Below are 14,931 nucleotides of genomic sequence, written 5' to 3' on the forward strand. Positions count from 1 at the left end.
ACTTCACCTGCCGAGTTGTGTCGAACCGCGCCCCAGCTCGGGCTCACCGCCCAGACGCGCCGCGCGTCCTGCCCTGTCTCCGGCGGCGCGTGCACCGCGGGAGTATCCGGCATTGGCGGACTGGCTGCGCCACGATCCTCGCGCCTTCGACGTCGAGGTGTAGAAGTCCTTCAGTTCGATTGCTTTGTTACGCAACACCACTGCGGTCCCGGCGTCGCGGCTCTCCTCTTCGATTGCCTTTGTCTCGGCCTCTTTCTTGACGCTCTCGAGCCGCTTTCCGATGCGCTCGGCAAAAGCCGTCTGGAAGTTGAGTCGGGCGGTGACGCCGGCAACGACGACTACTTCTTGGCGTTTGTACTTTTTCCGACCGATGGTTTCCGTGACGGTGCGTACGGCCGTTTCGTTCCGGTATGCGCCCGACTTGATGTACGCATCCGAGGCTCGGACCATCTGGATCAGCAGGCTCGAATACAGTGCCTCGCAGGTGTCGATGTCGGAGTCGAAGCCGTACGCGAAGACCTGAGTCGACGATTGCGAGATGTCACACTTCACGTCGTTCGCGAACGCGATGACGAGGAACAACTTCACGAACGTGCGAAGCCCCTTCTTGCCGGCTTCGCCGATCCTGATGACGCGTTGGGCCGGTGCCACCTGCTTCTCGCGGGAAGCGTTGTGCGAACGTGCAACGGCAAGGTCGATCGACGTCGCCGTGGCCAAGCGCTGCGCGGCCTCCATGAACGCCTCGGCCTCGTGCGGATTGTCGGTGGACTCGGCTTGGCGCAGCAGTCCGCCGATGCGGGTCAACATCTTCTCCGAACTCACCGGTAGGACGCTACAACGCCCCACCGACAACTCGGTTGACCGATTCAGGTGGGGTGAAATCACACCTATCGGGTGAGTTGTGTGCCAGAGTGCGTATCGACATGTGCGTCGGGGGCAGCACAGTTGGTACTTCGCTGTGGTCAACGTCACTGTGGGTCGAACTCACTGCGGGTCGAGATCACCGTGATCGTCCCCGCGCATACCAACGTGTACGAAGTTAGTGGAGAGATAAACAATGGCGTCTTTGATCTCGAAGGTAGCGGTGCTGGCGACAGCGGCAACGCTGCTGACGCTGACCGCGTGTTCCAGTGACAGCGGTTCCAGCGATTCCGCGTCGGAAAACACCGACGGCCGCGGCCCCATCACATACGTCGAAGGCAAGGACACCACCGAAACCGGTGTCGTCAAGCAGATCATCGACGAGTGGAACTCGACCCATCCGGACGAGCAGGTCACGTTCAAGGAGCAGTCCAACGACGCCGACCAGGCCCACGACGACTTGGTCCAGCATCTTCAGGCAGAGCAGAGCGACTACGACGTGATGGCGCTCGACGTCATCTGGACCGCAGAGTTCGCAGCGAAGGGATGGCTCGTTCCGCTCGAAGGCGAGTTCGCGCTCGACAACGCGGGCATCCTGCCCTCGACCGTCAAGAGCGCTACCTACAACGGCACGCAGTACGCCGCCCCGAAGAACACCAACGGCGGTCTGCTGTTCTACCGTAGCGACCTGCTCCCGAAGGCGCCCACCACGTGGGCCGAGCTGACCAACGACTGTGCGGTCGCCAAGACCAACAACATCGATTGCTACGCAGGTCAGTTCGCGTCGTACGAGGGTCTGACGGTCAACACGTCCGAGATCATCAACGCATACGGCGGATCGTTCGTCGGCGAAGACGGCAAAACCCCGACCGTCGACAGCCCGGAAGCAAAGGCGGGGCTGCAGGCTCTCGTCACCGCTTTCGAGACCGGAGTCATCCCGGCGCAGGACACCACGTTCAAGGAGCCCGAGAGCCAGCAGGCATTCGAGGACGGAAAGGCCCTGTTCCTGCGTAACTGGCCGTACGTCTACGGCACCGCAGCCAAGGAAGGCTCCGCCGTTGCAGGCAAGTACGCCGTAGCACCGCTGCCCGGCGCAACCGGCGTCGGAACCTCGACGCTCGGCGGCTACAACGCTGCCATCAGCGAATTCTCCGAGAACAAGGCAACTTCCGCCGACTTCTTGCGATTCCTTCAGGGTGAGCAGGCCCAGCGCATCATCGCCGAGGGTGCACTTCCGCCCGTGCTCAGCTCGCTCTACGACGACCCGGCTCTCATCGCCGAGATGCCGTACCTGCCGGCGCTGAAGTTGTCGATCGAGAACGCTGTTCCTCGTCCCGTCAGCCCGTTCTACCCGGCCGTCTCGAAGGCCGTGCAGGACAACACGTTTGCAGCAATCAAGGGTGAGAAGTCGGTCGATCAGGCCATCACGGACATGCAGGCCGGCATCGAGTCCGCCGGTTCCAACTAGCTCGTCCGTTCACCGCCGTTCTTTCGAAGCATTACAGGAGAACACACGATGGCTGTACCTACTGGTCAAGCCAGTGGGGCTGTAGACACGACCGCGGCCGGGGGGCAACCCCCCGGCCGCGGTCGGCATACACGCACCGAGAAGAAGGCAAAGTTCGGGCTCTCCAGTGGGCGAGCGTGGCTGCTGATAGCGCCGACGCTGATCATCCTGGCCATAGTCATCGCTTACCCCGTCGTACGTGCGGTCATCATGTCCTTTCAGAAGGATGCGGGTCTCGACCCGGCGACCGGCATGTTCGTCAAGGGGGGCAGCGCAGGGTTCTCCAACTACACGCATTGGATTCTGCAGCAGTGCACTTCCGCGTCGGGGACGCTGGTTCCGTGTCCGCCCGGCACACTCGGCTCCCAGTTCTGGGGAGCGGTAGGCAACACCGCCTTCTTCACGGTGGTGACGGTGTCCATCGAGGTCGTCATCGGCTTCGGAATGGCTGTCATCATGGGCAAGACGTTCGCCGGACGCGCACTGCTGCGCGCCGCGATCCTGATTCCGTGGGCTATCCCGACGGCTGTGACAGCGAAGCTCTGGTACTTCATCTTCGCCTACGACGGTATCGCCAACAAACTTCTCGGCACCAACATTCTGTGGACGGGTGATGCCTGGCCCGCGCGCTTCGCGGTCATCATCGCCGACGTCTGGAAGACGACGCCGTTCATGGCGCTGCTCATTCTTGCTGGGCTGCAGATGATTCCAGCCGACGTCTACGAAGCTGCGCGCGTGGACGGTGCGTCGGCGTGGCAGCGGCTGACCAAGATCACGTTGCCGCTGGTGAAACCGGCCCTGATGGTGGCGATCCTGTTCCGCACGATGGATGCGCTCAGAATGTACGACCTACCTGCCATTCTCACCGAGGGCAACCCGGCCACCCGCACCATTTCCATTCTGGTGGTGGAGCAGATACGGCAGGGATTCAACAGTGCCGCGTCGCTCTCGACCATCTCGTTCATCATGATCTTCATCGTCGCGTTCATTCTGGTGAAGTTCCTCGGGGCCAATGCGGTTGCCACGCAAGAGAATCAGCGTAAGGGCGTGGTCCGATGAAAACCGCTCGCATCTATCTCGGCGTCGCGATCATCCTGATCTGGGGCCTGGCACCGTTCTACTGGATGGTCGTGACCGCGCTACGAGATCCGCGCTACACATTCGACACGACGCCGTGGCCGACGCATGTGACGATGGAGAACTTTTCCAACGCCTTGTCCACGAGCAACGGCAACAACTTCATTCGAGCGGTGATCAACAGCCTGATCATCGGCGGCGCAACCACTCTCGTTGCGCTCGTCATCGGTATCTTCTCCGCGTATGCCCTCTCGCGGATCGACTTTCGGTTCAAGTACATCGTTGTCGGTATCGTGCTCGGCGCCTCGATGTTCCCGGTCGTGGCATTGGTGACGCCGCTGTTCCAATTCTTCACCGACATCGGTTGGATCGGTACCTACCAGGCGATGATCATCCCGAACATTTCGTTCGTGCTGCCGCTGACCATTTACACTCTGGCCGCATTCTTCGCCGAATTGCCTTGGGAGCTAGAAGAAGCCGCCCGTATCGACGGCGCCGGACGCTTTCAGGCGTTCCGACTGGTCATGTTGCCGCTCGCAGCACCAGCGTTGTTCACCACCGCTATCCTCGCCTTCATCGCGGCAGTCAACGAATATCTCCTGGCAAGTCAGCTCTCCAGCGACAAGACCGAACCAGTGACGGTGGCCATTGCCCGGTTCTCCGGCAACGACCCGCATGTGGTTCCGTACGCGGCGATCATGGCGGCAGGCACCATCGTCGCGATCCCGCTGGTGATCATGGTCCTGCTGTTCCAACGTCGCATCATCTCCGGCCTGACTGCAGGCGGAGTCAAGTCGTGACAGCGGGTGATCATCTCCAGATGCTGGCGGGCATTCTGGGGTTCTTCGCGCTGATGGCGTTCGTAGCTGCAGTGGCAGGCATCGTCGGTGGCGATCCGAGCGTATGGGCGTCGGTCGTCCTACTCGGACTGCTTGTCGCCCTTGCCTTCGTCGTCCGCAAGCTGAGGGTCAAACACTAATAATTTCTCGCTCCTGCCCAGGGCCACGGGCGGTGAAATCTGCTGTACACAGCATTCTGCCCGGGTGCGCATGGTCGTCGGTGGAGACCGACCACGCCCACCCGGGCAGGAAAGTGAAGCTGATTTACGCGTCGATGATGAACGCTTCGAGCTGCGTGCGCGCGACGTCGTCGGCGAGCTGCTTGGGTGGGCTCTTCATCAGGTAAGCAGAGGCCGGGATGACCGGTCCACCGATGCCACGATCGAGAGCGATCTTCGCTGCGCGAACCGCATCGATGATGACGCCGGCCGAGTTGGGCGAGTCCCAGACCTCGAGCTTGTATTCCAGGCTCAGTGGCACGTCACCGAAGGCGCGGCCTTCGAGGCGGACGTAGGCCCACTTGCGGTCGTCGAGCCAGCCGACGTGATCGGAAGGTCCGATGTGAACGTCCTTGGCGTTGAACTCTTTCTGGAGGTTCGACGTCACGGCCTGGGTCTTGGAGATCTTCTTCGACTCGAGGCGGGTGCGCTCGAGCATGTTGAGGAAGTCCATGTTGCCACCGACGTTGAGCTGCATGGTCCGGTCCAGCTGGACGCCGCGATCTTCGAACAGCTTCGCCATGACGCGGTGCGTGATGGTGGCGCCGACCTGGCTCTTGATGTCGTCGCCGACGATGGGGACGCCTGCGTCCTCGAACTTCTTGGCCCAGACGGGGTCACTGGCGATGAAGACGGGCAGTGCGTTGACGAATGCGACGCCTGCGTCGATCGATGCCTGCGCGTAGAACTTGTCGGCTTCTTCCGATCCGACGGGCAGGTAGGAGACGAGGACGTCGACCTTCGCATCGCGGAGGGCCTGGGCAACGTCGACTGCGTCGGCGTCGGCCTCGGTGATGGTCTCGCGGTAGTACTTGCCGAGTCCGTCGAGGGTCGGTCCGCGCAGCACCTGAACGTTCTTCGGCGGTACGTCGGCGATCTTGATCGTGTTGTTCTCGCTGGAGAAGATTGCTTCGGAGAGATCGAAGCCGACCTTCTTGGCGTCTACGTCGAACGCGGCGACGAACTCGACGTCGCGGACGTGGTACTTGCCGAACTTGACGTGCATGAGGCCGGGAACGGTGGCGTTCTCGTCGGCATTCCTGTAGTACTCCACGCCCTGGACCAGGGATGAGGCGCAGTTGCCCACACCCACAATGGCCACGCGGATGGCGTTGCTGTTCTCACCCATGGTCGGGTTCTCCTTCTGTCTTGGAAACATTGTTCGGATTCGTGGTGGAGGTGACGGACGGGCCCGCCTGCTCGGCTGCGATTACTTCGTTGAGCCACCGCACTTCGCGATCGCTCGATTCGAGGCCGAGTTGGTGAAGCTGACTGGTGTACCGGTCGAGCGTCCCGTTGGCTCGCCCCACGGCGTCGCGGAGTCCTTCACGGCGCTCCTCGACCTGACGTCGCCTGCCTTCGAGGATGCGCACCCGGGCTTCTGCCGGAGTGCGACTGAAGAAGGCGAGGTGAACGCCGAATCCGTCGTCGGTGTAATTCTGTGGTCCGGTGTCGGCAACCAACTCGGCAAAGCGCTTCTTACCTTGCGGAGTGAGCTCGTACACACGCCGTGCTCGACGCTTCACGAGGGTGTCCGGCCCCGCATCCTCGGCAATCAGCCCATCCGCTTGTAGGCGGCGTAAGGCTGGATACAACGAGCCGTACGAAAAGGCCCGAAATGCACCGAGGAGTCCGGTCAGACGCTTGCGGAGTTCGTATCCGTGCATCGGTGCTTCGAGGAGCAAACCGAGGATTGCGAGCTCGAGCATGCGACCCTCCTCCTCTGTTGTCTGTACCGCAATTGTTGATGCGACTCCCAAGCATATACACAAGATGTATCGACTCGATATATGTGTGGACATATCCGTGCCTCCGGTTCGCCGAAATTCAGTTCGAAGGTCGGCCGCGAGACATGTGCGCATCGCCACTGGTAAACGCTTCGGCACAGGTGAAGCGTCGTGGGCGGGGTCGATATCAGCGAGAGTGGGCGCGTCGTTGTCACGTAAGAGTCGGGATGCCCGATCCGCATGTCTGGCGCCGCACGTACTCTGGTCCTCGTGCGACTTCAGCGACAGGTGGTGGACTACGCCCTTCAGCGACGGTCACTGCTCGCCGAGGTGTATTCGGGCAGGACCGGCGTGACCGCAGTGTGTGATGCCGATCCTTATCTACTGCGTGCGGCCAAGTTCCACGGCCGCGGTAGCGAAATCGCATGCCCGATCTGCCGCAAGGAGCAGCTCACCCTCGTCTCGTGGGTGTTCGGTGAGAAGCTGGGGACACTCTCGGGCTCGGCGCGCACGGCGGACGAACTCGTTCGCCTCGCGGCGACGCAGGAGGAGTTCTCGGTTCACGTCGTCGAAGTCTGTCGTTCCTGCAGTTGGAATCACCTGGTTCAGTCCTATGTACTAGGTGCAGTTCCCACCCCGAAGCAACCGCGACGGCCCCGATCGGGATCTCGCGAACCGAACCGTCGAACAGCGAGCGAGTGACACACATCGCGTCGCTGACAACCCCGGTCGGCATACGGATGTGCCAGCCGCAACCACTGGAGACCTGTACGTGAGTTCCCCCTACGACAACACGCCTGGTGGCAGCGACAACACACCTGGCGGCAGCGACAAGACACACGGCGCCGGCGGCCCGCCTCCCGGCCGTCCTCCCATGGGCCCACCTCCCGGTGTTCGACGTGATGCGCAGGGTCGGCCACTGGGCCCACCCCCCGGTGTTCGACGCGATGCGCAGGGTCGGCCACTGGGTCCGCCTCCAGGTCGGCCGCAGGGTCCACCTCCGGGTCGGCCGCAGGGTCCACCTCTGGGAGGCCAACAGGGTCCGCCGCTCCGACCACAGGGGCCCCCGCCGCAGGCCGGTCGACCCGTACCGGGCGGGCCAGCGCAAGCAGGCCGTCCACCCGCGGGCCGTCCACCCGCAGGCCGTCCAGCTACCGGCAATGGCCCGGCTGGTCCACCGCCCGGGCGCCCTCCGCTGCCCAATCGCGGCCCTGAAACGGGCCCGCCCATTGCACGCGGTGCCGGTGGGCTTCCGCCGACCGGGCCGCCGGACAACCCGCCCCCACGTTCTTCGGGCAATGAACCGCCCGAACCGCCCGAGAGAGGTTCAGCCGCGAACACGAAGAAGAAGTCCAAGTGGCGGGTCGCCCGTCGAACGCTGTATGCGCTGATCGCGTTGGGGATGATCATCCCGATTCTGACGTTCATGGTCGCCTACACGGTCGAGGACGTCCCACGCCCGGGTGACATCAAGACCAACCAGGTCGCCACCATTCTGGCGTCCGATGGTTCGAGTGTGCTCGGTAGGGTCGTGCCCCCCGAGGGCAATCGCACCGATGTCTCGATCGAGCAGGTGCCGGTGCACGTGCGTAACGCAGTGCTGTCAGCGGAGGACAGGGACTTCTATTCCAATCCCGGCTTCTCGGTCACCGGCTTCGGACGCGCATTGCGTGACAACGTTCTCGGACGCGACAGTGCCGGTGGTGGCTCGACCATCACCCAGCAGTACGTCAAGAATGCCCTTGTCGGATCCGAACGCACCTTGACGCGAAAGATGCGCGAGCTCGTCATCTCCTCGAAGATGGCTCGTCAGTGGTCCAAGGACGACATCCTGGCGGCATACCTGAACACGATCTACTTCGGCCGAGGTGCGTACGGCATCGCGGCCGCGTCGACGGCGTATTTCGGCAAGCCGGTCGATCAGTTGACCGTCGAAGAAGGTGCCATGCTGGCGGCCACCATTCAGCAGCCGTCCGGCCTCGACCCCGAGTTCAATCCGACCGGTGCTCAGACCCGGTGGAACTACGTGCTCGACGGCATGGTCGCACAGGGCAACCTGGAGCAGGCGGAGCGTGCGGCGATGCAGTTTCCACGGTGGATTCCAGGTGCACAGGCCGACACCGGTGACAGTGACTCCGGACCCAACGGGCTGATCAAGTCCCAGGTCCTGCGTGAATTGTCGGCGGCGGGTGTCAGTGAACAGGACCTCAACACCGAGGGATTGCAGATCACTACGACGATCGATCCCGTGGCGCAGGCTGCAGTGATCGATGCGGTCGATTCGAACATGGAGGGGGAGCCCTCCGAGCTGCGCACGGCGTCGGTTTCGGTCGACCCACGCACGGGTGCGGTCAAGTCCTACTACGGCGGCTCGGACGGCGGCGGATTCGACTTCGCCCAGTCCGGCCTGCAGACGGGATCCTCGTTCAAGGTCTTCGGCCTTGCGGCGGCACTGGATCAGGGCATTCCGCTTTCGCAGATGTTCGACAGCTCACCGCTTACCGTCAATGGCATCCCCATCAGCAATGTCGAGGGCGAATCCTGCGGAACGTGCACCATTGCAGAGGCGCTCAAACGCTCTCTCAACACGAGCTTCTACCGCTTGCAGTTGTCGATGGACAACGGTTCGCAGGCGATCGCCGATATGGCACACAAGCTTGGAATTCCCGAGGAAATCCCGGGCGTCGGTCCCACGTTGACCGAGCCGAACGGTGCCGGACCGAACAACGGAATCGTGCTCGGCCAGTACCAGTCTCGCGTGATCGACATGGCCTCCGCCTATGCGACACTCGCTGCGTCGGGCGTCTACCACGCACCGCACTTCGTGCAGCGCGTCGTCACGGCCGACGGAACGGTCCTGTTGGATCGGGGCGCAGAGGCAGGCGAGCAGGTCACCTCTGCTGCTGTTGCGGACAACGTCACGGCTGCGATGCGGCCGATTGCCGGATACTCCAAGGGCCACAATCTGGACGGTGGCCGTCAATCCGCCGCGAAGACGGGCACTGCACAGCTCGGCGACACCGGCGAGAACAAGGATGCTTGGATGGTCGGGTACACCCCGTCACTGTCGACGGCAGTGTGGGTGGGAACCGAACAGGGACTTCCGCTGCAGAACAGCTACGGCGGATCGATCTACGGTTCCGGACTCCCGTCGGACATCTGGAAGGACACGATGGACGGCTCGTTGGAAGGAACGTCCAACGAGTCCTTCCCGACGCCGGAGCCGATCGCCGGTCAGGCTGGTGTGCCGCAGTACTCGGCTCCCGCAGCCCCGTCCACGACACCCAGCGCAGCAGTGGTGACGCCGCCACCGGCGATCACGTTGCCGATCCCGACGGAGATTTCGCCGCCCGTCGTGATCACACCGCGCCAGGTCGAGATCCTTCCAGGGGTGACGATTCCGCTACCCGGCCTCGCACCGGCGCCGGCGCAGTCGCCGACGCCCGAACCCGCCACACCACAGACGCCCGAAGAAGAGCTCGAACCTGCTCCGGCTCGGTAGCGTGACGGGGTGAGCGACGACAGAGCCATCGAATCCGGAGTCACCGAACCCGGGGCGAGGAAAGTCGTTGCGAGCCCTGGGCCGTTGGCACCAGACCGCTCATCGAACGTGGCCCGAGATCTCCCGGGCGCGAACGACCCGATGACCGCAGAGTTCGCTGCGGTCATCGGTGGGTCGGCGGGCAAGCACGCACTGATCGGCCGCCAGCGATTTCTGACGCCGCTTCGGGTGGTGTTGCTCCTCGCCGTGGTGTTCCTGAGCTTCGGTTGGTTCGCCAAGGCCGGCTGTATTCAGCAGGCGCCCAACGGACCAGAGGGATCGTTCGGTCTCGACTGGAGTGGCAGCCGTCAGTACGTTGCAATGTGCTATTCCGACACGGTTCCGTTGTACGGCGCAGAGCGCTTGGATCAGGGTGCCTTCCCGTACAAGAAGTCCTGGGAAGAAGTGGCCGCGGACGGGACCACTCAGATTCGCTACATGGAGTATCCGGTCCTGTCGGGGATGTATCAGTACGGCTCGATGGTCGTGGCCAAGGCGTGGAGTTCGATCTCCTGGCTGCCGCAGGCACTCTCGGTGGTGATCTACTTCAACGTCGTCGCGATCGGGTTGGCCCTTGCATGGTTGGTCACCGTCTGGGCGACAGCGATGTCGGCCGGACGGCGCATCTGGGATGCGGCCCTCGTGGCAGGTTCACCGCTGGTCATCGTGCACGGTTTCACCAATTTCGATGCGCTGGCAACAGCTTTCGCTGCCGTAGGAATCTTGGCTTGGGGTAAGAAGCGACCCGTGCTGGCCGGAGTCCTGCTCGGTCTCGGCGGTGCGACCAAGTTGTATCCCCTGCTTCTCCTCGGCCCGCTGCTCGTATTGTGTTGGCGCGCTGGGAAAATGCGCGAATGGTCTCTGACCGCCGGTGCCGCACTCGGAGCGTGGCTGGCTGTCAATCTTCCTATCGCACTTCTGTTTCCGAACGGATGGTCGGAGTTCTTTCGGCTCAACTCCATGCGCGCTGCCGACCCGGATTCGATCTACAACGTCATCTCGTCGTTCACCGGATGGAGTGGATTCGACGGAACCTTGTATCCGGGTGACAAACCGCTGTTTCTCAACACCGTCACAATGGTGCTGTTCGTTGCCGTGTGCGCCGGTATCGCCTACATCGCGATGAATGCTCCGATGCGTCCGCGATTGGCACAGCTTGGCTTCCTCGTCGTCGCCGGGTTCCTGCTGACCAACAAAGTGTGGAGTCCGCAGTACTCACTGTGGCTCGTGCCGCTGGCTGTGCTCGCGCTACCGCATCGAAGAGTGCTGTTGGCCTGGATGGCGATCGACGCCTTCGTCTGGTTCCCCCGGATGTACTACTACCTCGGTGTCGCTGACAAGGGTGTCCCGGAGCAGTGGTTCACTGCTACCGTCGTCGTGCGTGACATTGCCGTGATCGCACTGTGCGCGTTGATAGTTCGACAGATCTATCATCCTGACGAGGATCTGGTGCGACTGGGCGGGGTGGACGATCCGGTGGGCGGAGTGCTCGACCGTGCGCCGGATACGCATCGAGTCACGAAAACCGCTGCACCGCAGGCGGTTTCCGTGCCCATGCGAGTGGACTAGATGTACTTGCCGAGATGCGGAACGGCTTCGCCTGCGTGCTTGGCGGCGATGCCGTCACCGATTGCCTGAAGTTTCCAGTTACCACCCTCGCGGTAGACCTTTGCCATGACGAGGCCGGTGAACGGCATCCCGCCCTGGAGCGTGAAGCGGGCGAGCTCGGCGTTGTTGGTGTCGTCGACGAGGCGGCAGAATGCGTTCTCGACCTGCTCGAAAGTTTGTCCTCGGTACGAGGTCACCGTGAACACGATCGCGGTCACATTCGCGGGAACACGAGTGAGGTCGACGTTCACTACCTCGTCGTCGCCCTCGCCGGCGCCGGTCAGGTTGTCGCCCTGATGCAGGATCGACCCGTCCTTGGCCTTCAGCTGGCCGTAATACACGACGTCTGCCACGTTGCGCCCGGCGAACATGATCGCCGACGCGTCCAGATCGATGGCTCCGCTGCGTCCGCCACCGCCGAAGAAGCCGGTCTTCTTGGGCGCCGCCACCGGGTCCCATCCCAGACCCATCCGGATCTTCGTCAGCGCGACTCCACCGTCCTTGCGCAGTGTGACCTTTTGACCCTTGGTCAGACTGACCGGCCGGGCTTTCGTCAAACTGACCTCGGATGGGCCGGACGGCGGTGGTGTCGGTGCGGGTGGTGTCGGTGCGGGTGCGGGAGGAGCCGGGGCTGCGGGAGGAGCCGGGGCTGCCGGTTGCGCGGCGGGAGCGTCGTCGACGGACACACCGTGGTCGGTGACCAATGCGGCGAAACCACCGGAGTAGCCCTGTCCTACGGCCCGAACTTTCCACGTGCCCGAGCGTCGGTACACCTCGACAGCGATCACGATGGATTCGCTGCTCAGACCGTCGACGACATACTCGTACAACACATTGCCCTGCGCGTCGGCGATGCGAGCGGTCGGTGGGGCGGCTCGGCCGAAGCTGCTCGACGCGTCGTCGAGGGTGATGACCGCGCGGATCTGTTCGATATCGGCGGGGATCTCGGTCAGCGCAATCGACAACTGTCCGGGTTGCCCAGCGGCACCGGGCGCCAGGCGGACACCTGGCCCGGTCGGCTGATTGAAGAAGACGAAGTCCGCGTCGGTGCGAACTTTGCCGTCCCCGGTTACCAGAAGTGCCGACAGGTCGGCAGGAGCGCTGAGCTGCACGGATACGACCACGTTGTTCACGGTGATCGGACCGTTTTGTCCCTTCGCCAAGGGCTGACCGGCTGGAGCAGACAATGTGTGTCCTTTTCGATGAGAGCGGGTCGTGAAGTGCGCACACCAATGTACTGGGTCGAAATGTCCGAATGCTGTGGACGAAGTTCCGCAACCCGTGCCCGTCGTCGGCTTCAGGTCTCGGCTGCCAACTCTGTGGCGAGCCTTCGGACTTCCGCGGCCACGTCGGAATCGGAGGCAGGAATGACGCTGACAGTAGAGCCGGACCGGACCAGGTATCGACCGTCGTCGGCGTTGTCCACCCAGTGAAAACCAGCCAAGTTCTTTTCCACTCGATTGTCGGTGGTTTTGCCAGGGCAGACGAGGATTTCGCCTGCGCTGGTTCGACGTCGGCCCAGAAGTCGGTCGAAGTGCTCCCTGGAGGTCGATCCTGTGGCGCTGTCGAACACGACTGAGTTCGCGGTCGATCGTCCGATCGGAGAAGGCCGCGGGATGTCGATGCGAGGGTGTGTGCCCTTCGGGGATTCGGGCAGTGCTCCCAGTACTCGATTCACGGCGCGATGCGAAGCGACCAGGCGAACCGTCACCGGGCCGCCGGAGGAATCATCGAGTCCGGGTTGTTGGATCAGCACCGCTGCACTGTCGTGTCGGATCGCGGCATGGCCACGTATTTTGATGTCGCCGGAGCCGTCGGCTGCGCTCGTGCTCCGCGTATGGCCGACGACTTCGATTCGAAGCCGCGGGTCGAGAAGGATCCGTCCGGCCTCGCGCAGGTCTTCGTCCATCTTCGTCGCGATGCCTATCGACGCCTCGTGGCATCGACGGTGATATTCGGCTGCCGAGCTTGCGGTCGCACGAATTTGCAGTGGGAACGGCAATCGATCGCGCCCGAACTGTTCCATCATGACCCGAAATTCGAGGCCGGTCATGGTCCACTCGCGCTCGTTCACCCGCCGAGCACCGGTGGAACGACAAGTGGCAGCGTGCCGATCAATTCGTCTCCATTGACGGCATCGACCAGATAACCGGGCGTCTTGTGGACGTCGTCTGCGCCCCCCGGCCCACCGCGACCTGCGCCAGGCGACATTCCGCCCATCCCAGGTGCACCGGCACGGCCTGCGGCCGTACCGGATCCTCCGGCCGATCCCTGGCCCCCGGCCGCGGTACTGCCCTGGCCAGGAGCCCCGAGAACCGAGCCGCCGACTCCTGGACGACTCAACCCCCCGGTTCCCGATCCCGAGCCCGAACCACCCGAGCCCGAACCGCCGGAGCCCCCGCCGAACCGAGAACCGGCACCGCCGGAACTGCCGCCCCGAGAACCTGAGCCGCCGAGACCTGAACCGCCGAGACCTGAACCGCCTGGACCAGAACCTCGGGGACCACCGAGTGGGCTGCCCAGTACCGAGCCACCGGGTGAGGACCCCGTCGGTGATGATAAGGAGGGGGCATTCGCCCCTTGCTGCGCCCCGGCCGGACCGGTGGGCGGCTGCGGCGACTGTGTCGCATCACCGGGCGCCCAACTCGACGCCTCTGTCCCGGTGTCCCGAGTGTCCGATGCGGGAGATCGAAGAGCTCCGCCGTCGGAGGCAGGTGAACCGGCCTGCCCCGAAGCACCATTGCCGGATTCGGGCCCGGTGGCCGCAGTGTCTGCTCGAGAAAAAGGTTGCGCGTCGAAGCCGGGGCCCTTGGTTCCCGGTTGGTGCCTGGCGGCGTCGCCGGAACCGCCGTCGGTGACCGGATCGAGCGCGGTCGGCAGAATCGGGACCTGGTCGTCGGATTGATGTACGACCGGCATGTACACACTGCGCATGACCTGGCGCGCAGCTTCTTCTGCCTCTTCACGTGCGTGTTGGGCCTGCTTCAACGCACCGGGCACGATAAAGCCCGGAACGGCATCGAGCACTTTCTCGAACGGGCCGGTAGCCAGCGGAGGCGGAACGCTCGCCTTGGTTTGCTGAAGCCCCGTGTAGGCCTCGAGCAGCTTGTTCGCCACGAGATGTGCAGTTGTTTTCAACTCTGCGGTCGACTTCGTGTACGCCTGCACACCGTCGACTGCGGCGGTGGCTGATGGGCCCTGCCAGCTGGTGCTGTTCACCGCGGCCATTGCCTGAGCGAACTGATCGGCGCCCTCGGCTGCGTGGGCTCCGATCGCTCGCCAGTTGTTGGAGGACTCCTCGGCCCGTTCAGGTTGGAACTGCTCGACTTTCCCGAAGATCTCTCCATGCGACATTGCCTCGAACGGGTCGTCGTCGAACACTGCCTTGGGCTCGTAGCCCCCGCTGTACGCGTAACTGTCTCGTTCTTGGTAGACGACGGCACGCGTCAGATCGCCGAACTCCTGCGCCGACATGTCACCGAACCCGCTGATGCTCTCGAGTGTGCGCAGGGTCTGCTGCAGTTCTTCCGAAGGATCACCGCTCATGCCTGAT

At 63.3% G+C, this 14,931-nt stretch carries 13 protein-coding genes; 7 read left to right on the forward strand and 6 right to left on the reverse strand.

The window, feature by feature from the left end:
• Positions 1-3 precede the first annotated feature (3 nt).
• Positions 4-822 (reverse strand): DUF2786 domain-containing protein, encoded by an 819-nt coding sequence (locus ABIB36_RS05950; RefSeq protein WP_084345839.1) that lies wholly within the window; start codon positions 820-822, stop codon positions 4-6.
• 235 nt (positions 823-1,057) lie between these two features.
• Here ABIB36_RS05950 and ABIB36_RS05955 point away from each other — a divergent pair, with 235 nt between their 5' ends.
• From ABIB36_RS05955 to ABIB36_RS05970, 4 genes are read left to right on the forward strand one after another with little or no spacing between them, the layout of a single operon-like run.
• The gene (locus ABIB36_RS05955; RefSeq protein ID WP_084345838.1) at positions 1,058-2,329 is read left to right on the forward strand and encodes an ABC transporter substrate-binding protein; all 1,272 of its coding nucleotides are present in this window, start codon (positions 1,058-1,060) and stop codon (positions 2,327-2,329) included.
• 48 nt (positions 2,330-2,377) lie between these two features.
• Positions 2,378-3,427 (forward strand): carbohydrate ABC transporter permease, encoded by a 1,050-nt coding sequence (locus tag ABIB36_RS05960; RefSeq protein WP_179142200.1) that lies wholly within the window; start codon positions 2,378-2,380, stop codon positions 3,425-3,427.
• Positions 3,424-4,245, forward strand: a complete 822-nt coding sequence (locus tag ABIB36_RS05965) for a carbohydrate ABC transporter permease (protein WP_084345837.1) — start codon at positions 3,424-3,426, stop codon at positions 4,243-4,245. Before ABIB36_RS05960 ends, ABIB36_RS05965 begins: the two co-directional genes overlap by 4 nt.
• On the forward strand, positions 4,242-4,424 hold the full coding sequence (locus tag ABIB36_RS05970) for a hypothetical protein (RefSeq protein ID WP_354560292.1): 183 nt from the start codon (positions 4,242-4,244) through the stop codon (positions 4,422-4,424). Before ABIB36_RS05965 ends, ABIB36_RS05970 begins: the two co-directional genes overlap by 4 nt.
• Positions 4,425-4,548: 124 nt before the next feature.
• Here the strand turns inward: ABIB36_RS05970 and ABIB36_RS05975 are convergent, their stop codons facing one another.
• Both ABIB36_RS05975 and ABIB36_RS05980 read right to left on the reverse strand, forming a co-directional pair.
• Complete coding sequence (locus ABIB36_RS05975) at positions 4,549-5,631, reverse strand: inositol-3-phosphate synthase (protein WP_084345835.1); 1,083 nt, start codon at positions 5,629-5,631, stop codon at positions 4,549-4,551.
• A complete protein-coding gene (locus ABIB36_RS05980) occupies positions 5,624-6,211 on the reverse strand; it encodes a PadR family transcriptional regulator (RefSeq protein WP_084345956.1) in 588 nt (195 codons plus the stop codon). The genes ABIB36_RS05975 and ABIB36_RS05980 overlap by 8 nt, the downstream gene beginning before the upstream one ends.
• 258 nt (positions 6,212-6,469) lie before the next feature.
• Between ABIB36_RS05980 and ABIB36_RS05985 the strand changes: the two genes are divergently transcribed.
• The 3 genes from ABIB36_RS05985 (at position 6,470) to ABIB36_RS05995 (ending at position 11,339) form a co-directional block, all read left to right on the forward strand.
• Positions 6,470-6,931, forward strand: coding sequence for a DUF5318 domain-containing protein (locus ABIB36_RS05985; RefSeq protein WP_084345834.1), 462 nt, complete (start codon positions 6,470-6,472; stop codon positions 6,929-6,931).
• Between the two features lie 700 nt (positions 6,932-7,631).
• Complete coding sequence (locus ABIB36_RS05990; RefSeq protein ID WP_084345833.1) at positions 7,632-9,731, forward strand: transglycosylase domain-containing protein; 2,100 nt, start codon at positions 7,632-7,634, stop codon at positions 9,729-9,731.
• 9 nt (positions 9,732-9,740) lie between these two features.
• Positions 9,741-11,339 carry a glycosyltransferase family 87 protein gene (locus ABIB36_RS05995; RefSeq protein WP_502944900.1) on the forward strand — a complete coding sequence of 533 codons (1,599 nt, stop codon included), beginning with the start codon at positions 9,741-9,743 and terminating at the stop codon, positions 11,337-11,339.
• Here the strand turns inward: ABIB36_RS05995 and ABIB36_RS06000 are convergent.
• From ABIB36_RS06000 to ABIB36_RS06010, 3 genes are all read right to left on the reverse strand, one after another.
• Complete coding sequence (locus tag ABIB36_RS06000) at positions 11,336-12,541, reverse strand: TerD family protein (protein ID WP_084345954.1); 1,206 nt, start codon at positions 12,539-12,541, stop codon at positions 11,336-11,338. The two genes, ABIB36_RS05995 and ABIB36_RS06000, sit on opposite strands and share 4 nt — an antisense overlap.
• 134 nt (positions 12,542-12,675) lie before the next feature.
• Entirely contained in the window at positions 12,676-13,452 is a 777-nt protein-coding gene (locus ABIB36_RS06005; protein WP_084345832.1) for an ESX secretion-associated protein EspG, read from the reverse strand.
• On the reverse strand, positions 13,449-14,924 hold the full coding sequence (locus tag ABIB36_RS06010; protein ID WP_354560289.1) for a PPE domain-containing protein: 1,476 nt from the start codon (positions 14,922-14,924) through the stop codon (positions 13,449-13,451). Before ABIB36_RS06010 ends, ABIB36_RS06005 begins: the two co-directional genes overlap by 4 nt.
• Between the last annotated feature and the right edge of the window lie 7 nt (positions 14,925-14,931).

This window comes from Rhodococcus sp. UYP9 (genome assembly GCF_040547235.1).
In the GTDB taxonomy this organism is placed as follows: domain Bacteria; phylum Actinomycetota; class Actinomycetes; order Mycobacteriales; family Mycobacteriaceae; genus Rhodococcoides.

Bases quoted from the DNA above. Each gene is read 5' to 3' on its own strand.
- ABIB36_RS05955 (WP_084345838.1), top strand. From the start codon at position 1,058: ATGGCGTCTTTGATCTCGAAGGTAGCGGTGCTGGCGACAGCGGCAACG.
- ABIB36_RS05960 (WP_179142200.1), top strand. From the start codon at position 2,378: ATGGCTGTACCTACTGGTCAAGCCAGTGGGGCTGTAGACACGACCGCG.
- ABIB36_RS05965 (WP_084345837.1), top strand. From the start codon at position 3,424: ATGAAAACCGCTCGCATCTATCTCGGCGTCGCGATCATCCTGATCTGG.
- ABIB36_RS05975 (WP_084345835.1), bottom strand. From the start codon at position 5,631: ATGGGTGAGAACAGCAACGCCATCCGCGTGGCCATTGTGGGTGTGGGC.
- ABIB36_RS05980 (WP_084345956.1), bottom strand. From the start codon at position 6,211: ATGCTCGAGCTCGCAATCCTCGGTTTGCTCCTCGAAGCACCGATGCAC.
- ABIB36_RS05985 (WP_084345834.1), top strand. From the start codon at position 6,470: ATGTCTGGCGCCGCACGTACTCTGGTCCTCGTGCGACTTCAGCGACAG.
- ABIB36_RS05990 (WP_084345833.1), top strand. From the start codon at position 7,632: ATGATCATCCCGATTCTGACGTTCATGGTCGCCTACACGGTCGAGGAC.
- ABIB36_RS06010 (WP_354560289.1), bottom strand. From the start codon at position 14,924: ATGAGCGGTGATCCTTCGGAAGAACTGCAGCAGACCCTGCGCACACTC.